This window comes from Delftia sp. WSY_7, from assembly GCF_043104845.1.
Classification (GTDB): Bacteria; Pseudomonadota; Gammaproteobacteria; order Burkholderiales; family Burkholderiaceae_C; genus Comamonas; species Comamonas tsuruhatensis.
The window spans coordinates 722,880-748,361 of sequence record NZ_JBICLB010000005.1 but is presented as its reverse complement, the minus strand read 5'-3'; the positions used below and the strand labels follow the sequence as shown (position 1 = coordinate 748,361).

Annotated in this window: 17 protein-coding genes; all 17 read right to left on the bottom strand. The window is 63.3% G+C overall.

Going from position 1 to position 25,482, the window contains the following annotated elements; all coding sequences use genetic code 11:
- Positions 1-113 precede the first annotated feature (113 nt).
- Positions 114-1,400, bottom strand: coding sequence for a TRAP transporter large permease (locus ACF8ME_RS04700; protein ID WP_013800418.1), 1,287 nt, complete (start codon positions 1,398-1,400; stop codon positions 114-116).
- A 19-nt stretch (positions 1,401-1,419) separates the two neighbouring features.
- Positions 1,420-1,935, bottom strand: coding sequence for a TRAP transporter small permease (locus ACF8ME_RS04695; RefSeq protein ID WP_013800419.1), 516 nt, complete (start codon positions 1,933-1,935; stop codon positions 1,420-1,422).
- Between the two features lie 150 nt (positions 1,936-2,085).
- A complete protein-coding gene (locus ACF8ME_RS04690; RefSeq protein ID WP_016450058.1) occupies positions 2,086-3,072 on the bottom strand; it encodes a TRAP transporter substrate-binding protein in 987 nt (328 codons plus the stop codon).
- A 232-nt stretch (positions 3,073-3,304) separates the two neighbouring features.
- Complete coding sequence (locus tag ACF8ME_RS04685) at positions 3,305-3,637, bottom strand: helix-turn-helix domain-containing protein (protein ID WP_013800421.1); 333 nt, start codon at positions 3,635-3,637, stop codon at positions 3,305-3,307.
- Positions 3,634-3,978 (bottom strand): type II toxin-antitoxin system RelE/ParE family toxin, encoded by a 345-nt coding sequence (locus ACF8ME_RS04680; protein ID WP_013800422.1) that lies wholly within the window; start codon positions 3,976-3,978, stop codon positions 3,634-3,636. Before ACF8ME_RS04680 ends, ACF8ME_RS04685 begins: the two co-directional genes overlap by 4 nt.
- 152 nt (positions 3,979-4,130) lie before the next feature.
- A complete protein-coding gene (gene putP / locus ACF8ME_RS04675) occupies positions 4,131-5,633 on the bottom strand; it encodes a sodium/proline symporter PutP (RefSeq protein ID WP_047218444.1) in 1,503 nt (500 codons plus the stop codon).
- A 79-nt stretch (positions 5,634-5,712) separates the two neighbouring features.
- Positions 5,713-9,750 carry a trifunctional transcriptional regulator/proline dehydrogenase/L-glutamate gamma-semialdehyde dehydrogenase gene (gene putA, locus ACF8ME_RS04670; RefSeq protein WP_392415446.1) on the bottom strand — a complete coding sequence of 1,346 codons (4,038 nt, stop codon included), beginning with the start codon at positions 9,748-9,750 and terminating at the stop codon, positions 5,713-5,715.
- A gap of 182 nt (positions 9,751-9,932) precedes the next feature.
- Positions 9,933-10,940 (bottom strand): fimbrial protein, encoded by a 1,008-nt coding sequence (locus ACF8ME_RS04665; RefSeq protein WP_392415445.1) that lies wholly within the window; start codon positions 10,938-10,940, stop codon positions 9,933-9,935.
- 150 nt (positions 10,941-11,090) lie between these two features.
- The gene (locus tag ACF8ME_RS04660; protein ID WP_392415444.1) at positions 11,091-11,879 is read right to left on the bottom strand and encodes a hypothetical protein; all 789 of its coding nucleotides are present in this window, start codon (positions 11,877-11,879) and stop codon (positions 11,091-11,093) included.
- Positions 11,880-11,994: 115 nt separating this feature from the next.
- The gene (locus ACF8ME_RS04655) at positions 11,995-14,745 is read right to left on the bottom strand and encodes a fimbria/pilus outer membrane usher protein (protein WP_392415496.1); all 2,751 of its coding nucleotides are present in this window, start codon (positions 14,743-14,745) and stop codon (positions 11,995-11,997) included.
- A 255-nt stretch (positions 14,746-15,000) separates the two neighbouring features.
- Entirely contained in the window at positions 15,001-15,783 is a 783-nt protein-coding gene (locus ACF8ME_RS04650; RefSeq protein WP_392415443.1) for a molecular chaperone, read from the bottom strand.
- Between the two features lie 104 nt (positions 15,784-15,887).
- A complete protein-coding gene (locus ACF8ME_RS04645) occupies positions 15,888-16,442 on the bottom strand; it encodes a fimbrial protein (RefSeq protein WP_012207733.1) in 555 nt (184 codons plus the stop codon).
- 805 nt (positions 16,443-17,247) lie between these two features.
- Entirely contained in the window at positions 17,248-20,340 is a 3,093-nt protein-coding gene (locus ACF8ME_RS04640; RefSeq protein ID WP_392415441.1) for a fimbria/pilus outer membrane usher protein, read from the bottom strand.
- Between the two features lie 274 nt (positions 20,341-20,614).
- Complete coding sequence (locus tag ACF8ME_RS04635) at positions 20,615-21,376, bottom strand: molecular chaperone (protein ID WP_016452763.1); 762 nt, start codon at positions 21,374-21,376, stop codon at positions 20,615-20,617.
- A 113-nt stretch (positions 21,377-21,489) separates the two neighbouring features.
- The gene (locus ACF8ME_RS04630; protein WP_016452762.1) at positions 21,490-22,080 is read right to left on the bottom strand and encodes a fimbrial protein; all 591 of its coding nucleotides are present in this window, start codon (positions 22,078-22,080) and stop codon (positions 21,490-21,492) included.
- A gap of 623 nt (positions 22,081-22,703) precedes the next feature.
- Entirely contained in the window at positions 22,704-23,501 is a 798-nt protein-coding gene (locus tag ACF8ME_RS04625) for an HAD-IIB family hydrolase (protein WP_026062949.1), read from the bottom strand.
- 86 nt (positions 23,502-23,587) lie between these two features.
- A complete protein-coding gene (locus tag ACF8ME_RS04620) occupies positions 23,588-25,399 on the bottom strand; it encodes a hypothetical protein (protein ID WP_392415439.1) in 1,812 nt (603 codons plus the stop codon).
- Positions 25,400-25,482 lie beyond the last annotated feature (83 nt).

The window sequence follows — 25,482 nt, the reverse complement described above, 5'->3', positions numbered from 1 at the left end:
AGGCCCCCACGCTACCCTTGCTGCGCAAGGTCCGTTGCCCCCCAGGGGGCCGCTTCTTGCCTTGGGGCGGCCCGGCGGCAAAAAAAAAGGGCCTCACTCGGAGGCCCTTGTCGTCACTGGAAGCCCAGCGTATGCGGCAACCAGGTGGACAGCGCGGGGATGAAGGTCAGCAGGCACAGCACCACGAAGTGGGCCAGCAGGAACAGCGGCATCTCGCGCGTGAGATCGGTGATGGACACGCGCGTGGCCACCGAGGTCACGAACAGCAGCCCGCCCACGGGCGGCGTGATCATGCCCAGCGTCAGGTTCACGATCACCACCATGGCGAAGTGCGTTGGATCGATGCCCAGGCTGAACGCAATGGGCGCCAGGATGGGCACCAGGATCATCACGCCGGGCAGCGGCTCCATGAAGATGCCGAACACCAGCAGCAGGATGTTCACCGCCACCAGGAACAGGGTGGGCGACAGCTCCCAGCTCACGATCAGCTCGGACAGGTACTGCGGAATGCCCTCCACCGTCAACACCCAGGCAAAGGCCGCCGAAGTCGCCATCACCAGCAGCACCGAGGCCGTCAGCATGGCCGAGCGCGCCGCAATGCCCGGCAGCGCCGACCACTGCAGCGTGCGGTACACCCACTTGCCGCAGACCAGTGCGTAGAACACGGCCACCACCGACGCCTCGGTGGGCGTGAAGATGCCGAAGCGGATGCCCACCACGATGAGCACGATCAGCATCAGCGCGGGAATCGCCTTGAAGCTGTTGATCCACATCGTGCGGCCGTCGGGGCGCGGCTCGGTGGAGCGGTAGTCGCGCTTCCTGCACACCCACCAGTTCACGGCGGCCATGGCCAGCGCGATCAGGATGCCGGGAATGAAGCCGGCCATGAACAGCCCGCCCACCGACACGTTCTCATCCTGCAGCGCGTAGATGATCATGCTCACCGACGGCGGAATGATGGGCCCCACGATGGCCGTGCTGGCCGTCAGCGCCGCCGCGTAGGAGCGTGCATAGCCGGCCTTGTCCATCATCTTGACCATCATCGAGCCGGGACCGGCCGCATCGGCCAGGGCCGAGCCCGAAATGCCCGAGAACAGCGTCAGCGACAGCACATTGGCATAGCCCAGGCCGCCGCGCAGATGGCCCACGAACTGCGCGGCAAAGCGCAGCAGCACATGAGTGAGCGCGCCGCCCGACATCAGCTCGGCCGCCAGGATGAAGAAGGGCACGGCCATCAGCGGAAAGCTGTCTATGCCCGTGAACATCTCCTTGAACACGATGAGCTGCGGATAGCGGCCCCCCACGAAGACGGCCAGTGCGGCGGAGATCGCCAGCGCGAAGGCCACCGGAAAGCCCAGCGTGAGCAGGACGATGATGGCGATGAAAAGCGTGATACCCATGATGTGTCTGCCTGGTGGATCAGATCGATGCGGCCGCGTCGGCATCCATCTCGTCCGACTCCGCGAACGAGCCGTCTGCGATATACCCGCGCGCAATGAACAGCAGATGCACCAGCATCAGCACGAAGCCCACGGGCATGGCCGCGTAGACGAAGGAGATGGGAATGTCCGTGGCCGCCGTGGTCTGGAAGCGCGTGGCCCAGACGTACTGCGACGAGGCCACCGCCATCACCGCGCAGAACAGGCCCACGCCCAGCACCACGAGGCGGCGAAGCCATTGCGCCTTGCGCGTGCCCACCGAGCGGTGCAGGTTGTCGATGGCCACATGGCCACCGAAGCGCAGGACCAGGCCCGCGCCCAGGAAGGTGACCCAGATCATCATGTGCCGGGCCACTTCCTCGGCCCAGACAATGGAGTCGCCCGTGGTGTAGCGCAGCACCACATTGGCAAACACGATGCAGGCCATGGCCAGCAGCAGCACGATCAGCAGCCAGCGGTTGCAGGCCACAAGGGCGCGTTCGATTCGGTTGAGCATAGGAGTGGGCGAGGGCAGGAGGGGAGTGGCGCAAGGGCCGGGCTGCCGCCGGAGGTCAGATCATCGGCGCGGGCGCCGTGCGGGGCCACAGGTGTTGCCCGCAGCGGGTCGCCCTGCATTGCGGGCCGCAGCCCGCAATGCGTCAGGGGGTTACTTGGCGTTGGCGATGGTGTCCAGCGTCTTCTGGCCGAACTTCTTCGCGTATTCCTTGTAGGCGGGCTCCAGCGCGGTGCGGAAGGCGGCCTGGTCCACCTTCTCCACCACCTGCATGCCGTGGCTCTTGGCCTCTTCCACGCCCTTCTTCTCCACCGTGTCCACGAACACGCGCGAAGCGATGGCACCTGACTTGGCGCCCTGCGTGAAGGCCGCCTTCTGGCTGTCGTTCAGCGTGCCCCAGAACGAGGGCGACACCAGCAGGGCCATGGGCGCGTACACGTGGGCCGTCAGCGTCAGGTGCTTTTGCACCTGCCACAGCTTGGCCGAGGCCAGCACCGAGATCGGGTTCTCCTGGCCGTCGATCGTGCCCTGCTGCAGCGCACCGATCACTTCGGGCCAGGACATGGGCGTGGGCGATGCGCCCAGCGTGCGGAAGGCCGTGATGTGCACGGGGTTCTCGGTCACGCGGATCTTCAGGCCCTTGAGATCGGCCACGCCGTTGACGGCGTGCTTGTTGTTGGACAGGTGGCGAAAGCCCTGCTCGCCCCAGGCCAGCGCGACCAGGCCGCGCTTGCTGAACTTGGCCAGCAGCTCCTGGCCGAAGGCGCCGTCCAGCACGGCGCGCGCATGCTGCGTGTCGCGGAACAGGAAGGGAATGTCCACCACGCCCACATCGGGCACGAAGTTGCTGATGGCGCCCGTGGAGACGATGGCCGCCTCCACCGTGCCCAGCTGCAGGCCCTCGATCAGCTCGCGCTCGCCGCCCAGGGCGGACGCGGGGAACTGCTTGAACTTGTAGGCGCCGTTCGTGCCCTTTTCCACCGCATCGGCCCAGGCCTGGGCGGCCGCGCCGTAGTGCGAATTCACGGCCAGGGCGTAGCCCACCTTGACCTCTTTGGTCTGGGCCAGTACGGCGCCAGCCGAGGCAGCCGCCATGGCGGCCACGCAGGTCGAAAGAAGGGTGCGGCGGATCATTTGCATAGCGGCAGTCTCACTTGTTGTGTGTTGAAAAATGGCCCCCACGCTCCCCTTGCAGGCAAGGTCAGTGGCTACCCCGCAGGGAGCCTTTTTTCATCCTGGGGCGGCCCGGCGATGAAAAAAAGAGCCCATGGATTGTAGTGACCACTCCCCTTGTGGCGACCACGTACAAAGCGCTCGTCATGTGCGTTGAGGTACATCTGATTTGGCGATGTCGTGGGCAGCGACCGGCATATCAACCAATGGACAGACGCACCGGCTTTCCCACGCGGCTCAACATTTCAACCAGGGCGTCAATGGTGAACTTTGCAGTCTTTCTATTCACCACATCCGAGATGCGCGGGCGGGACACCATCAGGATCTCTGCCGCGTCTGACTGCTTCAGGTGATGCTGTGCAATCCATTGCGCCAGCTCCGCCATCAGCTGCTCCTTGAGAAGATGGGTGTCGTTGATCTGCTGGCGCGATGCAGCTTGCAGCTTCAATGCCTCGTCTTCAGGAAAGCCCAGCTCCAGAAAGAGGTTTGCCTTCGCCTTGGTCACATGGCGGATTTCTGTATCGATCTTCATTTGTTGGCCTTTCTCATGTGGACCACGGCACGGTAGCGCGCCGATGCGATGTCCTTGTCGTGCCGGCTTGTAACCTGTGATTTCTTCTGGAAGCAGTGCAATACATAGACCGCTTCCTCGAACTTGGCCACATACATCACCCGGAACGCTCCGCTGGCGTCCCTCACGCGGATCTCCCGTGTCCCGGCGCCCACGTCGTCGAAGGGTTTCCAGTCCTCCGGTTCCTGGCCTGCCTGAACCTTGCTCAACTGAAAGCCCGCATCTCGCCTGGGGCCTGCGGGAAAGTCCCGCAGATCGTCGTATGAGGATCCGACCCAGCGGATGTCTTTGTCCTGCTCCATGGAAGATCCTTGTATAAAATTTTATACAGGCATGCCGAAGGCGTAAAGCGGCTGTATGGCCTTTCGAGTGCGTGCATCAAAGCAAAAACGCCCGAGGCGCAGGCATCGGGCGTTTTGCGTCATGGCAGGGGTGCCGTCTTCGTGCGCACGGCTCAGCGTGCCCCGATCCGCTCGAACTCGTTCTCCACCGCCGCATGCGCCTTCAGGATGCTTTGCGAAGGCGCAGGGCCCATGCGGCTGACGACCACCGTGGCCAGCCAGGCCAGGATGAAGCCGGGGATGATCTCGTACAGGCCCAGCCAGCCGAACTGCTTCCACACCAGCACCGTCACGGCGCCGGTGATGATGCCGGCCAGCGCGCCGCCGCGCGTCATGCGGCTCCAGAACAGCGACAGGATGATCACCGGGCCGAAGGCGGCGCCGAAGCCGGCCCAGGCGTAGCTGACCATGCCCAGCACCTTGGAGTCGGGGTTGCTGGCGATGGCGATGGCGATCAAGGCCACCAGCAGCACCATGGCACGGCCGATCCAGACCAGTTCGATCTGGCTGGCGTTCTTGCGCAGGAAGGTGCGGTAGATGTCTTCGGTCAGCGCGCTGGAGCACACCAGCAACTGGCACGACAGCGTGCTCATCACGGCCGCCAGGATGGCCGCCAGCAGTGCGCCCGAGATCCAGGGGTTGAACAGCTGCTTGGTGATCTCCATGAACACCGTCTCGGCATTGGCGTTCACGGCGGCCGCGCCAGCGGGGTTGGCCGCGAAGTAGGGGATGCCGATGAAGCCCACGGCCACGGCGCCGGCCAGGCACAGGATCATCCAGGTCATGCTGATGCGGCGGGCCGAGGGAATGGTCTGCACCGACGATGCCGCCATGAAGCGCACCAGGATGTGCGGCTGGCCGAAGTAGCCCAGGCCCCAGGCCAGCAGCGAGACCACGCCCACGAAGCTGGCGCCACGGAACAGGTCGAACTTCTCTGCCGCCACGATGGCGTGCAGGTCCTGGCCCGGCTGCAGATGGCCCTGCACGGCCAGCCAGGCGATCACGGGCGCCAGGATCAGGGCCGTGATCATCAACGATGCCTGGATGGTGTCCGTCCAGCTCACGGCCAGGAAGCCGCCGATGAACACATAGGCGATGGTGCACAGCGCGCCCACCCACAGGGCCGTGCTGTAGGGCATGCCGAACATGTTCTCGAACAGGCGCGCGCCCGCCACCACGCCCGAGGCGCAGTACAGCGTGAAGAACACCAGGATCACCACGGCCGTCACGATGCGCAGCACGCTGGAGTGGTCCTCGAAACGGTTGGCCAGGTAGTCGGGCAGCGTCAGCGCATTGCCGGCACGCTCGGTGTACAGGCGCAGCCGCGCCGCCACCAGGCGCCAGTTCAGGTAGGCGCCCAGGATCAGGCCGATGGCGATCCAGGCTTCCGACAGGCCGGACAGGTAGATGGCTCCGGGCAGGCCCATCAGCAGCCAGCCGCTCATGTCCGAGGCACCGGCCGACAGCGCCGTCACGAAGCTGCCCAGGCTGCGGCCGCCCAGGATGTAGTCGGAAAGATTCTTGGTGCTGAAGTAGCCGATGGCGCCGATGCCGAGCATGGCGACCAGGTAGATGGCGAACATGATCGCCGTCGGGTCGTTCCAGTTGAATTGCATTGAAGTGTCCTGCGTTGGTCGTGTTTTTTCGGGTGGTGCGGGGCGCTTGCCAGGGGCCGGTTGTGCCGGCCCCGGCGGTTCAAGCCATGGTCATCAGTTGAGCGTTTCCGCCTGCGGCAGCGGTATTGGTGCTGATGGATTGCTCGTGGAACAGCGCGGCCAGGTCATAGCCGCGGCCCGCATGCAGCTCGTCGCTGTTGCGGCTTTCCACGCGCACCAGGGCACCGTCGCGCGCGGCGACCTGGGCGCAGACCTGCAGCAGGGCGTCGCCATCGCCCTCGAACAGCAAGGCCGCCATGGGCGCTGCCGAATCGCCCAGGGAGTCGGCGCTGGCGCTGTGCAGCCATGGCACACCGGCATCGCCCGCAACGGCGCGCAGCGCCTGCCAGGTGGCGGCGCAGCCGCTGTCGGCGCCTGTTCCGTTGTCGGGCAGCACCGCATGGCAGGCGTTGCCGCTGGCCAGGGCTGCTGCCACCTGGGCCACCAGGCCCAGCGGCGTACGCGGCAGTGCCCAGACGGGGCCGCGCGGCAGCAGGCGGTAGCGGTTGGATTCGCCCGTGGGGCCGGGCAGCGGCATGGCCGCGTCCAGGCGCGATGCGGAGGCTGCCGCGTCGCAAGCGGCCAGGGCCTGCACCTGCTCGTCGGCGGACATGGCATCCGGCGGCGCCTTGGACAGCGTCTCGCGCAGCAGGCCCAGCAGCTGCAGCGGCGCCTGGACGGGCGACTCCGCCCGTGCGAAGACCGACAGCGCCGCGCTGGCAGGCCCCTGCACCAAGCGGTGCAGATACAGCGGGCCGCCGGCCTTGGGGCCCGTGCCCGACAGGCCCATGCCGCCAAAGGGCTGCACGCCCACCATGGCGCCGATCACATTGCGGTTCACATAGATGTTGCCCGCATGCACGCGCTGGGTGAGGTGGGCAATGGTCTCGTCGATGCGGCTGTGCACGCCGAAGGTCAGGCCGTAGCCAGTGGCGTTGATGCCATCGACCAGCGCGTCCAGCTGCTCACGCCTGAAGTGGATCACGTGCAGCACGGGGCCGAAGACCTCGCGCTGCAGGCGCTCCGTGCTGTCGATCTCGATGAGGGCGGGTGCCACATAGTGGCCGTTGAGCACGCCGTCCTTGCGCTCCACGCGGGTGACCTTCTGGCCCGCTGCGGCCATCTGCTCTATGTGCTCCTCGATCTGGCGGCGTGCCGCGTCGTCGATCACGGGGCCCACATCGGTGCTCAGGCGGTCGGGGTTGCCCAGCGTCCACTCCTGCAGCGCATCGCGCAGCATGGTCAGCGTGCGGTCGGCCACCTCTTCCTGCAGGCACAGCAGACGCAGGGCAGAGCAGCGCTGGCCGGCCGAATCGAAGGCCGAGGCCAGCACATCGGCCACCACCTGCTCGGCCAGGGCCGAGGAGTCCACCACCATGGCGTTCTGGCCGCCGGTCTCGGCAACCAGCGCAATGGGGCGGCCTGCGGGCGACAGGCGGCGCGACAGCTGGCGCGCAATCAGGCGTGACACCTCGGTGGAGCCCGTGAACATCACGCCGGCCACCAGCGGATGCGCCACCAGGGCGGCGCCCACGGTCTCGCCCGCACCGGGCACCAGCTGCAGCGCATCGCGCGGCACGCCGGCCTCGTGCAGCAGGGCCACCATGGCGGCGGCCGTCAGCGGGGTCTGCTCGGCGGGCTTGGCCAGCACGGTATTGCCGGCAGCCAGGGCTGCGGCCACCTGTCCGCAGAAGATGGCCAGCGGAAAATTCCAGGGGCTGATGGCCAGCACCACGCCCAGCGGGCGCTGCGTGGCGTTGTCGAAATGCGCAGCCACCTGGGCGCCGTAGTAGCGCAGGAAGTCCACCGCCTCGCGGATCTCGGCCACCGCGTTGGGCAGGGTCTTGCCGGCCTCTCGCATGATCAGGCCCATCAGCGGCTGGCTGCGCTGCTCCAGCAGGTCGGCGGCGCGGGCCAGCGCATCGGCGCGGGCGGCGGCAGGCGTGCCGGCCCAGATCGGCGCGGCCTGGGCGGCGCGGGTGGCGCAGGCCTCGGCCTCGGCAGCGGTGGCCTCGCGCACCCAGCCCACGATGTCGGACAGCTCGGCCGGATTGCGCATGGCCTGCCAGCCCTCGGTACGCGCCGGGTCGGCAGGCAGGTCGGCCTCTGCGGGCGCGGCCAGATAGGTCTGGCGCGTGCTGTGCAGCAGTGCGGCGGCCAATGAGGCCAGCTGCTGCTCGTGCGCCAGATTCAGGCCCTGGGAATTGGCGCGGGCCTGCGCGTCTTTCTCGCCCTGCCGTGCAAACAGGTCGGCCGGCAGTGCAATGCGCGGGTGCGGCGCACCCAGCCGGCCTTCGACGCGGGCGATCTTCATCACCTCGTCCACCGGGTCGGCCACCAGCTCGGAGACCGGCACGGAGGCGTCACCGATGCGGTTCACGAACGAGGTGTTGGCACCGTTTTCCAGCAGGCGGCGCACCAGATAGGCCAGCAGCGTCTCATGGCTGCCCACGGGCGCATAGATGCGGCAGGGGCGGGCCAGCTTGCCTTCGGAGGCCGGGCCCGTCACCTGTGCGTACAGCGGCTCGCCCATGCCGTGCAGGCACTGGAACTCGTACTGGCCGCTGTAGTAGCTGCCGCCCACCGCCTGGGCCATGTGGTAGATGCTGGCCAGCGTCTGCGCGTTGTGCGTGGCGAACTGAGGGTAGACGGCGTCGGGCGCATCCAGCAGCTTGCGCGCGCAGGCCAGGTAGCTCACGTCCGTATAGACCTTGCGCGTATAGACGGGGTAACCGGCCTGGCCGCCTTCCTGGGCGCGCTTGATCTCGCTGTCCCAATAGGCGCCCTTGACCAGGCGCACCATCAGGCGGCGGCGGCTGCGGCGGGCCAGGTCCACCAGGTAGTCCAGCACCTGCGGGCAGCGCTTTTGATAGGCCTGCACCACGAAGCCTATGCCGTTCCAGCCCTTGAGCGAGGGCGCGGCACACAAGGCCTCCAGCAGGTCCAGCGACAGCTCCAGCCGGTCGGCCTCTTCGGCGTCGATGTTCATGCCGATGTCGTACTGCTTGGCCATCTCGGCCAGCCGCAGCACGCGCGGCAGCAGCTCGGCCATCACACGCTCGTACTGCGCGCGGCTGTAGCGCGGGTGCAGGGCCGACAGCTTGATGGAGATGCCCGGCCCCTCGAAGATGCCGCGCCCGTTGGACGCCGCGCCGATCGCGTGGATGGCCTGCTCGTAGGCCTGCAGGTAGCGCTGCGCATCCGCCTCGGTGGCGGCCGCCTCGCCCAGCATGTCGTAGCTGTAGCGAAAGCCCTGCTTTTCATAGGCGCGGCTGTTGGCCAGCGCCTCGGCGATGTCCTGGCCCGTCACGAACTGCTCGCCCATCAGCTTCATGGCGCGGTGCACGCCCTGGCGGATCAGGGGCTCGCCGCCCTTGCCGATCACGCGCGTCAGCGCCGAAGACAGGTTCTTCTCGCTGCTGGTGGATGTGAGCTTGCCCGTCAGCACCAGGCCCCAGGCCGCCGCGTTCACGAACAGCGAGGGCGAGCGGCCCACATGGGCGCGCCAGTCGCCCTTGCTGATCTTGTCGCGGATCAGCGCATCGCGCGTGGCGCGGTCGGGAATGCGCAGCAGCGCCTCGGCCAGGCACATCAGCGCCACGCCTTCCTGGCTGGACAGCGAGAACTCCTGCACCAGCGCCGCCACGCCGCTGCCGGCCGGCGCATCGCGCAGGCCCTGCACCAGCCGGGTCGCCAGCTCGCGCACCCTGTCGGCCTGCTGGGCATCCTGGGCGCGTGCCAGCGGCAGCAGCACGGGCAGGCACTCGGGCTCGGGCCGGTGCCAGGCGGCCGTGATGGCAGCGCGCAACGGCGTCTGCGGCAGGATGGACTGGGCGAATTCCAGAAAGGGTTGCACCTCTTGCGGGCTGCTGGGTTGCGCTTCTTCCAGCGCCACATCGCCCTGGCTGTCGCCCGCGCTGGACAGCCGGATGGTGGTCGCGCCGCGCTCCAGGGCATCGACGTACTGGACAACCGCCTGCTTGATCAGCCAGTGCGGTGTGCGCCCTATCTGCTGGGCGGCGATGCGGATACGCTCGCGCAGAGCGTCATCAACCTTGATGCCTACGGTGGTGGACATGGTGTGCCAGTGAGGAATGGAAGAGGTGGGGAATGCGAATGGAGGTGCACCATGAAGAAGACATGGTGCAACCTTGCTTGGTTGAAATGTCGCAGAGGTTGCGACGTTTTTGGGCTGGGGTTAACCCTTTTATCTCATGACCCAAGCCGATACCGCCGTGTTACGGCCGTGCTGCGACCGGCCTACTGGTAGTCGATGGTGAAGGTCGCCAAGGCATTTGCACTGCCACCGCCGCTCACGGTATTCCTGATCTGCCGGTAGCGCGCCTCCAGGTCGATCTGGAAATTTGCCGTGCCCTGCGAAATCGTGCCCGCCTGCCAGCCGTTGGCTGCGCCAAAGCCCTGGACCGCGCCATTTCTCAGCACCTCCACGCCAACGCCGCTGACCTGCGAGCCGGTCAGCGCCAGCACCGAGGGGACTTGCGTGTCCGTCGTGCCCGACAGCGTCACGAAAGGCTTGATCTGGGTGTTCGGGTCGCCGCCGGAGCAGCTCAGCTGGATGGAGAAGGGCACCTTGTCCGTGGTCGCACCCAAACCCGTGAAGCGTGTGTCGGGATGCGTGCCCAGCGGCACGCTGATGCTGTCCGACACCAGCGTGCAGGTGGGATTGATGGGGACCAGGGTGACACCGGAGAAAACGTATTGCGCGGCGAGTGCTCCGGCAATTTTCATTTCCATGTATGGACCTGCCAGTTGGATATCTCCAAAAATAGTACTGATGGGTCCTGTTTTTATGAATTCTATTGTAATGATGAAATTTTCTCCCTCGGGAATGGGATACGAATTTGTTAGTATGGGCAGTTCGTTGGGAATTGTTCCAATCCCCTTCATCGATATGCGCAATCCTATTCCGGAGACATTGCTGGGGTAGATTCTGACATCAGGTGCTCCGATTCCTGAAAATGAAGGTCTGCTGGCGCCGGAGCAAACCACTTGCGCAATTATTGATGAATGAGTCTTGTTGTCGACTACTGGTTTAATCGGAATTGTTGCAAACACTTTGCCGTTTGGTTCGGAGTTTATGTTGATGGGTAAACTCAGGACCTGATTCACGGGGTAAGATGCAATGTAATGGTTCTTTCCATCAGTGGTCGGGTTGGAGTCAGCCGGCATGCAGATTGCTGCATGGGATGCGGAAATGGTGGAAAAAATGATTCCCATGGAAAATGCGAAAAGCTTGTATATATTCATTCTGGTTCTCCATCTGGAATCAAGGCGCCACTTCGAAAGAACAACGTGGCGTCTTGTGCCGTGTGCCGTTAGCCCTGGCATGTGCAGGCGCATGGCATCTCTGAGGAGTGCAGCGCCTGCTCCAGGGCCCTCGCAAAGGCAGGCTTGGGATCAGTGGCGGTTGAGCGAAAGCTGGGCGACACTGGAACTTCCCATGACCGGCTTGATGCCTGGCAGTTCATCCGCAAGGCAGGATGGAGCTTTGGCGATCATCTCCGGCAGCCTGCGCTCAGCAGCGGGGCGACCGGAAGAATGGGCGACAGCGGCCGTGGCCGGGTTCTCTGCGCTGAGGCTCGCGGTGCAGAACGGACCGGTCGGAGCGGTGGCCTCTCGGTCAAACTGGTATTGGGCGATGACCACGTCGTCGACCTTGTATTGAAGGAAAACCCCTTTGAGGGGTCCTGCCTGTTTGATCGGGCCAATCTTCACCAGATAGATATAGATGGGAGCATCGGACAGTTCCTGGATGGGAAAGTAGCTCTGTATTGCATTGCTTGGGTCGGTCGGAATAGGCATTTTTCTGAAATCTATGCGCAGTCCTATGCCGGGAATGGAGCTCTCATAAGCCCGGTGCTTCTGGTGAAAGGTGCCCACGCCATACCAGCCAGAGGTTTGGTATTTTGCACAGAACATTGCACCCCCTTTCATTCCAGTATATTTCTTGTTGATGATATAAGGGAGAAAGGCGACGCGGCCCACTACACTGCCGATTGCACGAGATTCAATATCAAACGGCAGTGGGACCTCCAGCGTTCTACTGGGCAGGAGGACATAGTGATTTTTGCCATCGTTGATGGAATTGCCGACTCCATCGTTAGAGCAAAAAGCTTGCGCATGTGCCTGGCCTATGGAAAAGATGAAGAGTCCTGCGGACAATGCAATGGCACGGGTAATGGTCATGAAAATGCTCCGTTGCTGAATGAAAAGGCGGTTCTTGGATTTCAATATCGCAGGGCAGGTGACCGGCGGACCGCGTGCCGGAAAGGGGGTGGGCACAGCCATGTACCGCGTCGGTTCAGACGCCGACCGAGGCCTGGGCGTGCGTCGGCGAGTCCTGCAATTCACCCACCAGGCTGCGATCGATCCGCAGGCCGGGGCTGTTGTCTGCCTGGCCGTCCGGCGCCAAGGGCGGCTGCGCCTGGCCCGTGTACTGCTTCGCATCGGCCGTGGTGCGCAAGACACTGATGCGCAGGCTCAGCCGCAAATCGCCAAGATGCTTCTCGGCCTGGAAGGGCAGGCTGGACTGGCGGATGGCGATGGGGCGCGAGGTCTCGGCTCTGTGTGTCAGCGCGGCCTGATGGGACGGCGCTGCGGCAAGATGGGACGGCACGCAGTGCAGGTCCATGCTGGCTGGCACACGGGAGCCGGGGGAGCGCTCCCGCGCCGGCAGCGAATAGGCCATGCTGCAATGGGCCGTGCCATCGCCGGCCTTCCACTGGGCGTGCAGCTGCCCCTGGTCCGACAGGCCGCGCAGCATGAGCTTGCCGGCCTGGCCGACCATGCCCAGGTCCTTGCCGCTCTCGTCCGAGACGACGGCGCCGAAAGGCACGGGCGACGTGTCCGCCTGTGTCAGGCGCAGCACGGCCGAGCGACTGTAGGCCGTCCTGAACACCACCATGGCGGCGGCACCGGCCACCGGTGCGACGCGCCGGTTGGTTTCCTGCAGTTCCACATCCATGGACATGCCCTTGGGGTCCAGCGACACCTCGTTCATGGCATAGGGTGTCATGTAGGGCACCACGGCATAGCCCCGTGCATCGATGCGTACACCGGGCGCATTGGTGAGGCGCGCGCCCTCGGCATGCGGGGCCTGCACGATGGCGAAGGTCTCGCCCAGGGGCTGCGACAGCGTGACCCCTCCGGGGTGGGCGACCAAGGCGCCGCGCGCGCCCAGTGACAGTTGCTGGCCGGCCCGGCCCGCGCTCACGCTGCCACTGAACAGCGTGTACGGGCGGCGGTAGAGGGCATTGGCGCCTGCATTGAGGCGCGATCCCTGGTTGCCGCTGCTGCCGTATTCGGCATTCAGGCCATAGGAGAGATCGCTGCCGGCCTGCCCGTAGGTGCTGGCCTGCAACTGGTTGCCGCCGCGCGAGTCATGTGTGAAACGGCTCATGACTCTGGGCTTTCCCGCCCCCAGCGGAATTGTCACCCCTGCGTACAGCTGCGTGCTGGGGCGGCCCCAGGCATCGCGCTGGCGCGAGGCCGACAAGTTGTAGGGAACGCCCAGCCACGAGCTGCTGTAGTTGAGCGTGTAGTCCACGCGGCGGCCCGCGCGGTTCCAGTAGTTGTCCATGGAGGCGGAAATGCTCAGGTTGCCGCCTTGCTCGCCCAGGCGCTGGCTCAGTGTCATTGCGGCGCGCGTGCGCGGGCGCGACAGCAGGGGCGGTGCGCCGCTGGCAGCGGGCCGGGTCAGGTCGCGCGCCCGCATGGCCTCGTTGATGCCGAAGAACCCGTTGGTGGAATAGCGGTAGGCCGCCAGGGTGATGCCCGTGCCGGACTCCGGGAAGGTCTTGGCGTAGGTGACTCTCAGGCTTTGTCCTGAGTAGCTGCGGTCATGGGGGATACGGGTGTTGGCGTGTGTGAGGTCCAGGCCAAAGGCACCCCATGGTGTATTGAACACGGCGCCCACCGTGGGCGAGAAATAGCCCTTGGCGACCGTGGCGCCGCCATAGGCCGTGAGCATGTTCGAGAAGCCGTACTGCCAGCCTGCCTGCGAGAAGAACGGAGCGCTCTCACGCAGGCCGCGCACCGCGCCCGCTGTGAGGCTGTAGCGGTGCTGGCCCTCGCGCAGCGAACGAGGAACGGCCGCATAGGGCACCGAGAAGGAACGCACGGAGCCGTCGGCCTCCTCGATATCCACCTGCAGGTCGCCGCCATAGCCGGTGGGGTACAGGTCATTGATCACGAAGGCGCCCGGTGCCACCGTGGTCTCTTGCAGCTTGATGCCGTTCTGGCGGATGACCACCCGAGCGTTGGAATTGGCCACGCCGCGCACCACGGGCGCGAAGCCGCGCTGCGACTCGGGCAGCATGCGGTCGTCCGTGCGCAGCCGCAGGCCGCGGAAGGAGACCGAGTCCATGATCTCCCCGTCGGTGTAGGTGTCGCCCAGGATCAGTTGCGATGACCAGTCGGCGATGTCGCGCTGCGCATAGGCCGAGATGCTCTGATACCGGCTCGGTCCCTGATCGCTCCAACTGAACGAGCCACTGTGCCGGAAATGCCAGCGCGCATAGTTGAAGCCGCTGTTCAGGCCCAGGTAGCCCTGGGTGCTGCTGCCCGCTGGCCCGCCGCGCGCATGGTAGGTGTTGAAGTCATAGCCGAGCATGCCGGTCGTCACGCCCGCGTTCCACTGCTCCGGACTCACGTAGCCGCTTGCCACGCGCCGCATCAGGATCTGGGGAATGCTCACATCCAGTCGTTGCAAACCTACGTTGAAGCTTGCGGAAGCGCCGGGGACGACCTTTTCAATGCGCAGGCACGCCGGGTCTCCATCCACAACATCCTCGTTCGCCGGCAGGCTCGCCATGTCAATGTCCATTTGCTCCAGCAGGGACATGTTGAAGCAGGGCTGGGCACTGGCACCCCGACTGCGTTGAGTGAACCGCATCTCGGTGCGGGTCATCCAGTTGCCGTTGACCAGAAGGTCCGGGTTGTAGAGACCCGGTTCCACAGAATTACCCTCTGCAAAACGCAAGACATCGATCCCGTCGCCTCCTCGCAGAAAGCTGCTGTTGAATTCGATGTGCTGTGCGCGTGCGGGCGGCATCCTGCCGGCGGTGTGCTCTGTTTGCGAGGCGCGCATATCCATTTGCCAACAGGCCAGTACTGCCAGCAGCAAGGCATGTAGTGGTTTGGCCTTGAACGCGAAACAGCCTGGCTTCCGTACCCTGTCGGCTTTTTTCTTCATAGCAATCCCTCTCGATGGACATGCCTTTTTTTGCACCTGCTGTGCCGTGCTGCCTACCTCGGCCAGTCACGCGTGACCGGCATGGAGGCTTTCGGTGCTGCGTTAGGGATTCGGCTACCGTCGGCGCCCAAGTTCGACCCTGTGGCCCTCGGCACCACCCCAGTCGTTGAGGCTGGTGTAGACCACGACTGCGTCCGCGGGAAGCTCCTTGGGTAGTTGTTCGTTTTCGGCGGGCTTCTGGAATGCAAACTTTGCCGTTTCTCCTGGCAGCACATGTCCTACATTCATCTTGAAACTCTGGCCGGCTGCCTCTAAGGCGATATGGCCCAGATTGGCGACATATGCGGTCGGATTACGGGCCTGAAGTACGGCCTGCCCGTCTCGGGTCGTGCTCGCGGACCACTGCAACTGCTCAGGCGCATCCTTCGGTTCGCCTGGAAGGCCCTTGGGGCGATATATCAGCTTGATGCGCGTGCGAAAGGCCAGTGCGAGGCTGCCCTGGGAGCCTTTCGCGTTCTCGGTCTTGGGCGGCACGTCCAGCACGTTGATCCAGAACAATGACTCTCTGTCCTGGAGTAGGGGCTGGCCGGAATAGATGATGCGCAGCATCTGCTGGTCAGAGGCTTCCAGGCGGGTGAGCGACGGCGCGATCACAAAGGGCACATCTATGCCCTCGGGCGCCATATCTCCATCGCCCGTGTCCAGCCATGACTGCACCAGCGATGGCAATTTCCCTTCATTGGAAATCTTGAGGGTGGCTTCCGTCTCGTCGCCTGAAAATATGACCCGTGTTCCATAGAGGACTATGCTGGCATTGGCCGGGAGGACGCAAATATGCAATGCGGCCATGGCGAAACAATGTGACAGCAGACTGGATCGGCGATTTTTCACCGGCATAGGAGATCCTGAATTTCTGTATATGAGAGAAATGCCACAGGCATTGGGGGTGAATGCGCCAGCCACCAGAAGGTGGCCGGCGCTTCTCTGAGGCGGTGGACTGCCTATTGATAGTTCATGGTGAAAGTCGCTTCAGCATTCGCCTCTCCTGAGGCAAGGGGCACGGCAGCCACGTAGTACCTGGCGATGTAGTTGAGCGTATTGGTTCCTGATTGCAGGTTGACAGGCGCGGACGGGCCGCTCAGATCCCAGATGGCCGTTGTCGAGTTGTTCTCCAGTAACTGGATGTCGGCCGTGGCATTGCTCGTATTGATGCGGCCGTTCCTGATGGGGCCATCAAAACGGACCGTGGCAGTGGTGGGCTGATTGTTCGCTCCTGGGGTTGAGCAGCCATCCAGCCTGATGGTGATCGTTCTCTGATGGGCGGGAAGAGCAACGTTGCCCACGGCACCACCGCCAGACGTGAAACCGCGGTCATTGGGAGGTACGATACCGAAATCGATCTTCTGGTCTCGACTTCCCAGATTGACGATGCAAGTGACAGGAGAAATATTTCCTGTGAATCTGACGATTCCACTCTGAGTGGATTGGGCATGGACAGAACTCAGTGCAAGCAAGGACAAGCCCGCAACCGAAAATTTCAATGCAGAAAATTTCATATTTATGCCTGATGAAATTGAGTTTGATGAATATGGTGGATTGAAGTAATGATCTTGTTTGAAACTTTTTTCTTTGACGCACCTCCATTTTTGATTTGATATTGGATATTTTTGAATGATTCCAGATATCGATGGCTATAGAGTTGCTGCTGCTGAAAGTTGCAGGTAATATATTTTTTTATGCGTCAATTGGGTGTGGCTGAAGAGGCTTTTTGGGAATATGAATTGACGGTGGATTGTTCTCGTTGATGACGAGATTTCGAAGAATCAGATTCTGATTCTTGGCAATTTATCGGATCGGCTTATTGTCAACACATGCTCGCTGAAATGAAATTGGATAATTCTGAATTTCGCGATTTTCTCTCTAGGAATTCCCTGATTTTTTGAGCGAATTTATCGGGATTCCCTAGGAATAGTCCTATCTTTTCTTCAATTGCTTACGAATTGGTGATCCGAACTGTGCGTGCGCGGGTCCAGAAATGGCGGGGCAAAGCCTTGTGGGAAGGCTGTCGCCTATGGATTGGGGGGATCTGCGATGCAGCTGATGCCGGCAGACAAGCGGACGATGGTCTTTGCGAGAAGAGCAAGGTCTCGGCTGTGCCGCCCTGCGGCACAAGGCCCGCAGTCAATCTTGCGGGTCTTGATGAACAGCGTTTGGGCCGTGACGGCAAATAGCTGCATGCCGATGGCTACCCGTACCAACGTATCTGCAGTCGGCGCGGGAGTCGGAAATGGAAGCCTGCTGGTGCAGGCAATCAACGTGGCCCTGCATTGGCAGCGGCCCATTTGGGCTGCTTTCCGGTGCTTATGTCTGATCGGCCGATGCCAGGACCCTGATCTTCAAGCTGGGCTGCAGGATGGCCAGCGGACGGTCAGCCCGCAAGGTTTGCTGCGGCGGCTTGTGCTTGCCGGTGCCTGCGTCGTGCCCTGCCGCCACGGGAGTTCTGCCCGCGTTGCTGGTGACTGGCACCGTGGTGGGCAAGGCGCTGATCTTGACGCTCATGCGCAGGCCGTCCAGGTTGCGCTCCAGCTTCAGTGCCTGCTGGCTGTCGCTCGGCTGTGTGGCACGAGCGGGCAGCACTGCAGCCGCAGTGACTGCCGGCGCGCTGGCGACTACCGTGGCCGGTGCCGTTGCTGCCGTGCGTTCCTGGGTCATGCCGGCCAGAGCCACGGCCGACGCCGCGTTGGAGGCCGGGGCGCCGGCCACGGCTGTCTTGGCATTGGTGGTTGCGGTTGAGGTTGCCGCGGTCTTGCCCGGCTTGGCAGATGCCACGTCGGTGGCCGCAGGCAGCAGCTTGTTGCTGGCCACGCAGGGCAGTTCCAGGCTTTGCGGCGGCTGGTGGGTGGTGCTGCGCTTTCTTTCAGGCAGGGTATAGGAGAGGTTGCAGCCCACCATGCCGGTGTCGGTCTTCCACTGCACCTGCAGCTCACCCTGGTCTGATAGCCCGCGCGCCAGCAGCTTGCCGGCCTGGCCGATCACGCCCAACTCCTTGCCGTCCATGTCCAGCACGCTGGCGCCAAAGGGCACAGGCATGTTGCCGGCCTGCCGCGCGCGGATCACGGCCGAGCGGCCGTAGGCCGTCTTGAAGACCAGCAGCGGCACGGCACCGGCCAGCGGCGCGACGTGCTGGCTGGTTTCCTTGAGCTCAACGTCGGTGGAAAGGCCCTTTGGATCAATGGAGACCTCGTTCATCGAGAACGGTGTGAGGTAGGGCACGACGGCATAGCCCCGGCTGTCCACCTTCACTCCGGGCGCGTTGTTGATGCGCGCGCCTTCCGCGTTCTTGGCCTCCACGATGGCAAAGGTGTCAGACACCGATTGCGACAGCGTCACGCCGCCCGGGTGGGCCACGATGGCGCCACGCGCGCCTACCGAGAACTGCTGGTAGCCGCTGCTGGCGCTGACGCTGCCGCTGAGTTCGGTCTGCGATGCGCGGTAGGTGGCGTTGGCGCTGGCACTGGTGCTGCTGCCATTCATGCCACCGGTGTTGTGGTTGGCGCTGAGGCCGTAGGAGATGGCGTTGTCGTCGCCCAGCAGCCCGGACAGGTTGGCCTGGGCCTGCACGCGGCCGCGCGAGTCGCGGTTGGTATTGGTGGAGAGCATCATGCCGCGCTCCATGCTGAGCGGAATCGACAGGCCCACGTGCAGGAACGTGTTGGACTGTCCCCAGGCATCGCGCTGGCGCGCCGCAGAGAGGTTGTAGGAGATGTTGCGGAACGAGTTGCTGTAGCCAATGGCGTAGTCGACGTTGGAGCCCTGTCGGTTCCAGTACTTGGCAGTGGACGCCGTGAGGCTGAGACTGCCTCCCCCGGGGCCAAACTGCTGGCCCATGACCAGAGAGGCGCGGTTGCGAGGCCGGTACAGGTCCGTGGAGGGCCGTAGCAGATTGGCCTGATCCCGTGCGCGCATGGCGTCGTTGAGGCCGAAGAATCCGTTGGTGGAGTAGCGATAGGCGGCAATGGCCACGTGGGTGCCGGTCTGCGCAAAGGACTTTGCGTAGCTGGCCCGCAGGCTCTGCCCGGAAAAGGAACCGTCGTGGGGGATGCTGGTGGAGGCGTGCGTGATGTCTGCACCGAAGGCGCCCCAGGGCGTGGTGAGCGCTGCGCCAATCATGGGCGAGATATGGCCCTTGGCCAGGGACAGGCCGCCGTAGCCTGTCAGCATATTGGTGAAGCCGTGCTGCCACGTGGCCTGGGAGAACATGGGCGAGGTGTTGGGCAGGTGGCGTACCACGCCCGCAGTGAGGCTGTATCGGTTCTGCCCTTCACGCAGCGACAGCGGCACGGCCGCGTAGGGAACGGAGAAGCTGCGCACGGCGCCATTGGCCTCGGTGATGCTGACTTGCAGGTCGCCACCGTAGCCCGTGGGATAGAGGTCGTTGATGACGAAGGCGCCGGGCGCCACCGTGGTTTCGTAGAGCTTGATGCCGTTCTGCGTGATGGTGACTCGGGCATTGGTGTTGGCCACGCCGCGCACCACGGGCGCGTAGCCGCGCTGGGAGTCGGGCAGCATGCGGTCATCACTGTTCAAGCGTATGCCGCGAAACGAGGTGGAGTCCATCAGGTCGCCACCCGTGTAGGTGTCGCCCAGTATGAGCTGGGAAGACCAGTCGGCAATGTCGCGCTGTGCGTAGGTGGAGATGTTCTGGTAGTTGCCCCGTCCAGTGTCCGCCCAGCTGAAGGAGCCGTTGTGCCGGAAATGCCAGCGGTCGATGTTGACGCCGCCGTTCAGGCCCAGGTAGTTCTGCGTGGTGTTTTCTGCGTTGCTGGAGCGCCCGTGGTAGGTGTTGAACTGGTAGCCGAGCAGGCCGACAGGCACGCCGGCGCTCCATTGGTCGGGACTGACATAGCCGCGCACCGAACGGCGTAGCGAGGCCTGGGGCACGCTCAGGTCCAGTCGCTGCTTGCCGAAGTCGAAACTGGTCAAGGCGCCCGCAACGATCTGGTCCAGACGGTTGCAGCCACCGTCGGCCGCCAGCTTCAAGGCGGCCTCGGGCGGCAGGCGTGAGAGGTCGATGCCCACCTTCTCCAGCAGGGCCTTGTCCAGGCAGGGCAGCGCGTCCTGTGAGCCGGACTGGGCCTTGAACTGCACTTCGCGGCGGCCAACCCAGTTGCCGTTGATGTAGATGTCGGGGCTGTAGTTGCCGGGCGTGACCACGTTGGCGCGCGAGTAGCGCGAGACGTCAATGGTCTGCTTGCCGGTGTTCAGAAAGCTGGGGTCGAAGTCGACGGCAGCCGGCGTGGGCTGCCACTGGCCGGTGGACGTGGAGGTCGTGACTTCCTTGACCTGCTGCCCCTGCTGGGCCTCGGACTGCCAGCACACCAGCACGGAGAGCAGCAGCGCATGGCCGGGCTTCAGTTGGAAATATCCGGCAGGGCCTTGGCCTGGCCCCGGCATTGTTCCTTTTCCTTGCCTTGTATGCCGGCTTTTGATTCCCTTTTCTGAATCTGGAAAGACTGGCCTGATCATTTGCTTATCTCCTAATGCTGTGCGCCCGATGCAAAGCGAACGGCCAAGGCCGATGTGCCAGTCCCGGTAAAGAGACCGATGCCGTTTCGCCGGGTATTAACGCTGGGTATCGGTGTGCTGGCCGGGCTGAAAATGCAGTGGCATTAGATAATCAGGCCGGAAAGGACGGGGGATTCGCGTGGCTGTGCTCGCATTGCCCTGTTTATTGGGCGGAATTTCCGATTCTGGCTTCGTGGTTGAGACTGGCGCCCCAATCATTGATGCTGCTGAACATCACCGTGGCACCTGCCGCGCCAGCCATATTGACACCCGCAGGTTCCTTGATTGGAAAGGTGGCCACCTGGCCGGGAAGAACGGGCCCGACGCCTGCCTCGAAGGATTTGCCGCCGAGTTGCACTTCAACGCCAGCCACATTGACCACAAAGGCGCTGGGATTGCGTGCTTTCAACACAGGCTGGTTTTTGGCGTCAACGTCTACCGACCATTGAAGCTGGGCAGGAGCTTCCTGGGCATTGCCGGGCAGGTTGCTGGGTCGGTACATGAGCTTGACACGGGTGCGAAAGGCGAACTGGAGGTTGTTGGAGTCGCCTTCCATTTCCGCCTTGGGCGGGACGTCCAGCACGTTGAGCCAGAACAGGGATTCCTTGTCGGCAGGCAGTGCTTCGCCCGAATAGATGATGCGCAACGTCTGGCTCTTGCCCGCCTCGATGCGCATGATGGTGGGCGTGATGACGAAGGGAACGTCGATGTTCTCAGGCGATTCCTGGTTGTTGCCCTTGTCCAGCCAGGTCTGCACCAGGGCAGGTTTGCTGCCTTCGTTGGTGAGCTGGATGGTGGCTTCCTTCTCGCCACTGGGGAATATGATGCGCGTGCCCGTCAATGTCACGCTGGCCTGTGCCGCCGTTCCAAGAAGAAGGGACAACAGGATGGCAGCAAGCCCATATGAACGTTTGATCGTCAGCATCGGAGAACTCTCTGGGTTTTGAGCGAAAGAATGGGGCCGGGCCCATGTCACGAAAGCAGAAGACACGGCATATCGACCACCGCAAGGCGGCCGATATGCCTGAAAGTCAGTGATTACTGATAGACCAGCGAGTAGGTCACCGAGGTGTCGGTGCGGCCGGCCGTCACGGGGCCGGTGGCCACGTATTCGGAGGCGAAACGCATGACGGCCCGGCCCGTGCCACCGACCTTGTTGTCGATGTCCACAAAGCGTGATTGGGCGGAACCGATCTTCAGACGCTCGTTGTTGCTGGGATCCACGATGGCGATCTGGACACCGGAGGCCACGGTGGGCGCACCAGTACCGCTGGCAGCTGCAGGCTTGAGCATGCCGGTGACCAGATCCACGTTGGGGCCGGCCTCGAAGAACACGGCGACTTTGGAGACAGGCGTCGTGGCGGTGGCGCTGGAGGCCAGCTCGCAGCCACTGAGTTCCAGCGAGAACGCCTGGCGGCCGACCGTGGCGCCCACGGTGGCCAGCTGGTTGTTCGCCACGTTGGGCAGCTTCACGCCGTCCTTGGCTGCGCCGGCGACCGTGGTGTCCACCTTGCAGGTGGTGGTGACCACCTCGCCCGTGAAGTTGATGGTGCCGTCTGCTGCTTGAGCGGTGTTCATGGCCATCATGACCAGGCTGGCGACCGATGTCAGCAATGCGATCTTTTTCATGGGTATTCCCTCGAGTTGAAGAGATAAATGAAATTCCAGCAGCGATGAATGCGCTGATGGAATAAGAGATTGTGTGAATGGTTGAGTGGTTAATAAATCATCAGTGTTCCATGTTCACCTCATCAATCCAATGGTTGGTAACTGTCAGCATGGTCAATGATTTGCAGGGGTTGCGATCATGCTGGAATAGGTGGTGGCGCTGACATGGAGAAATTGTTCGGATGAGGGAGCGTTGGCGAGGGATGGGCGAGGTTTGTTTCTCTGGCATGTTTGAAATTGAATTGCTCAAAGACACCAGTGCCCAATGGCGCGGACGGGGTTCAGGAGAGAATATGTCAAAGAAAAAGGCGAAAAAACCTGTTCTTTGGGTATGTGATGGATTCTAGGTGTGCGCCGCCGTTATATGAAATAGGGCGCATTCTGATTATTTGAGCCTGAATCTAGGAATAGTCCTAGATTTGCTCTGTCGAATGGGGGAAAGAGGGTGCGCAGCCCGCCTGCGCCGGGCGGTTGCCTGTGCTGAGGGTGATGGTGTCTGCGGAGGGGGCGCGGGTCCCGCAGATCAGGAGGGGTGGTCGAGGGCGAAGGTCTGCAAGGGCAGCACCGGCCCTCGGCCCTGTGGATCAGGGGCGCTGGGACAGCAAATACTGCGCCATTTCGGCAAAGCCGTCGCCGCGCTCGGCCTGCGTGACATGGCGAGGCAGGTGCTTGAGCTGGGGCACGAAGCGCGCGATGTTGGCCACGCCCAGGCTGTGGGGCATGTGCTCGAACATCAGCTGGTCGTTGGTGGAGTCGCCGATGTAGATCCAGCGGTCCAGCGTGGCGTCGAGGTCGATGTCGAACAGGGTGCGCAGGATCCATCGCGCGCCTTCGAGCTTGTTGTGCGCGCCAAACCAGCCGTTGATGTGGATGGAGCTGACGGTGGCGTTCATGCCTGCCGCCTTCATGATGGCCACGCACCGGTCAATGTCCTGCTGGGGCATCTGCGTGAATTCGCTGTGGTCCACGGCAATGTCGCATTCGCGGCCCGCCGAGTCGGTGGCGCGCAGCGCGCCGGGCACGGTGGCCTCGATCTCGGCCAGCACCTGCTGCATGCGCGCGTAGTTTGCAGTGCGTGTGGCCTCGTCCTGCTGGTAGAGCTTGTCCAGCCCGCCCTGCGCATTGCGCCGCAGTGCCACGGCGCCGTTCTCGGCCACGATGGCATCCACGGGCCAGGCCTGGGCAAACGGCTCGCTCCAGCCTACGGGGCGGCCGGTGATCGGTACCACGCGCAGCCCGGACTGCTTGAGCTGGGCAATGGCATCAACGACATGGGCCGGCACCACGCCTTCCGTGGTCAGGGTGTCGTCGATGTCGGTGAGGATGCCGAGCGGCGATGCGGGAGGTGTCCAGAGGGACAGCGGCTGGAGGGTTGTAGGCACGGTCGTCAAAATGCAGAAAGCCGCCCGGGGCGGCTTGTAGAAGGGCAGCGTTTGCGCGCACGGACCGTGCGCGCAAGGGCTCCATCCTACTGCCTGGCGAATTCGACGATGGCCTTGTAGAACTTGTCGGAGCCGTCCTTGGGGTTGTCGGGGGACAGTTCCATGCGGTTGACGCCGTGTTCGGCTGCGCCCTTGAAGCGCTGGTTGATCACCGAGAAGTAGTAGGGGCTGATGAAGGTGGCGCCTGCGTCATAGTGGGCCTTCAGCGCGGCCAGGTGCGTTCCTTCCAGCTTCCATTGCTGGGGGTTGAATTCAGGTGCGCCATAGCCGCTGCCGATCTGGTGCTGCTTCATGAAGCCGCGAAGCCAGTCGCTGTCGGTGGCGCCGCCGTACATGTTCAGGCCCTGCCGCCAGGGTGCCTTGCCGTCAAGCGTCTGGGTCGAGGCGAACAGCTGTGGATTCCAGGAGGGGTTCACATCGGGAATGATCTGGTGGGAAAAGAGCTTGGCGGCGGGCAGGCCGGCTGCAATGGCACGTTCATGGAATACCGCAAGCTGCGCATACACCTGGGATTCGCGGTACTGGTTCCAATCCTTTGCCAGGGGGTTGTAGTAGACGTCCTGCAACTGGGCAGGCATGTCTAGCCAGAAGCGCACGCCCTGCTTCTCCAGCATGGACGTGGGGGGCATCCACCCGAGCCGTCTGGGGTACAGATTGACCATCTTGCCCTGATTGCGTGGAACGACAACGAAGTTGGCATTGGCCAACTGGTATTTGCGTCCCTTGGACTCGGCCACGACCTGCACGATGTGCTGTCCGGCGGTCAGGTTGCTGAAGTCGAGGTTGTAGCGGAACCCGGTGTTGGGACTGGTGATGTTGTCCACAGCGCGGTAGACATCCAGGCGATTGAGGCCACGTGCCATGGGCCCTGCGAGCTTGCCGTCCAGATAGAGATCCAGGCGTTCTATGGCCTGGTTTGGGTCCCACAGCCAGCCACCCACGGGCAGTGTGCCGTCGGCAAATGCATCGTAGTGTTCGCCGAAGCCACTGAGTTTTTCCTTGCGTATGTCCTTGGATGGGGCAGGAATGACGTCGAACGACGCGTAGTCCAGCCCGGTCTGCGCCTTGAACTGCGCGATGCCTTTGTATTTGCTCTGCAGCCATTGGCGAAAGCCTGCCACCGAGCCTGGGCTGTAGTCGGTGACGCGGATGTCCTTGTAGGCGCCCATACCGTTCTCGAAGTCCGGGAACATGTGGTGCAGTTCACCGGGCAGGGTGTAGGCAATGATGCGGTCCTGTACGGGCTGGGGCAGCTCCCGGATCTTCCTGGCCATGTATTCGAGGGCTTTGAAGCGGTAGTGATTGACGGGCACCGAGGGGTCTGTGGAGAGCGTGTAGGGCAGGATGCGGTAGCCGAAATAGCCCAGTTCCAGAGGCTTGCCGTCGCGCAGCTGCATCAGGTTGACGGGGTCCTTGGCCAACTCGGCAGCAATGGGGCCGACGGAGTCGAAATGGTCTGCCGAGAAATACAGCACGACCGGGCGCTGTACCTTGCGGATGACGTTCAGGAAGCTGTCCACCTTGGCTTCGTCGATTTCCCAGCCCTTGGACGTGCGCTGGTACAGCCCCAGCAATTGCAGCGTGGCGGTGTAGCCGATCTGCACGTTACCCTTCGGGCCGCCCGGTTCCAGCGTGTCCAGCAGGCGGTTGACGGCCGCGGAGCCGTCCAGCTTGCGCTGCTGGCAGAAGGCGTAGGCCTCGTCCATGGACTTGATCCTGGTGTCTGCAACGGCTTCATCGCACAGGAGCATGCCTTCCACGGTGGGGGCGATGACTAGTGGTTGAGAGGTGGTCCGCACCGGATTTGCTGCATGGGCGGCGCTGGTTAGTGCGACCATTGCAAGTCCCAGTCGGCTCAGTATATGGAACCGGGAAAAGCAGGAGGAAGTTCGAGTTGGATTCATGTTTACAGACAAGATAT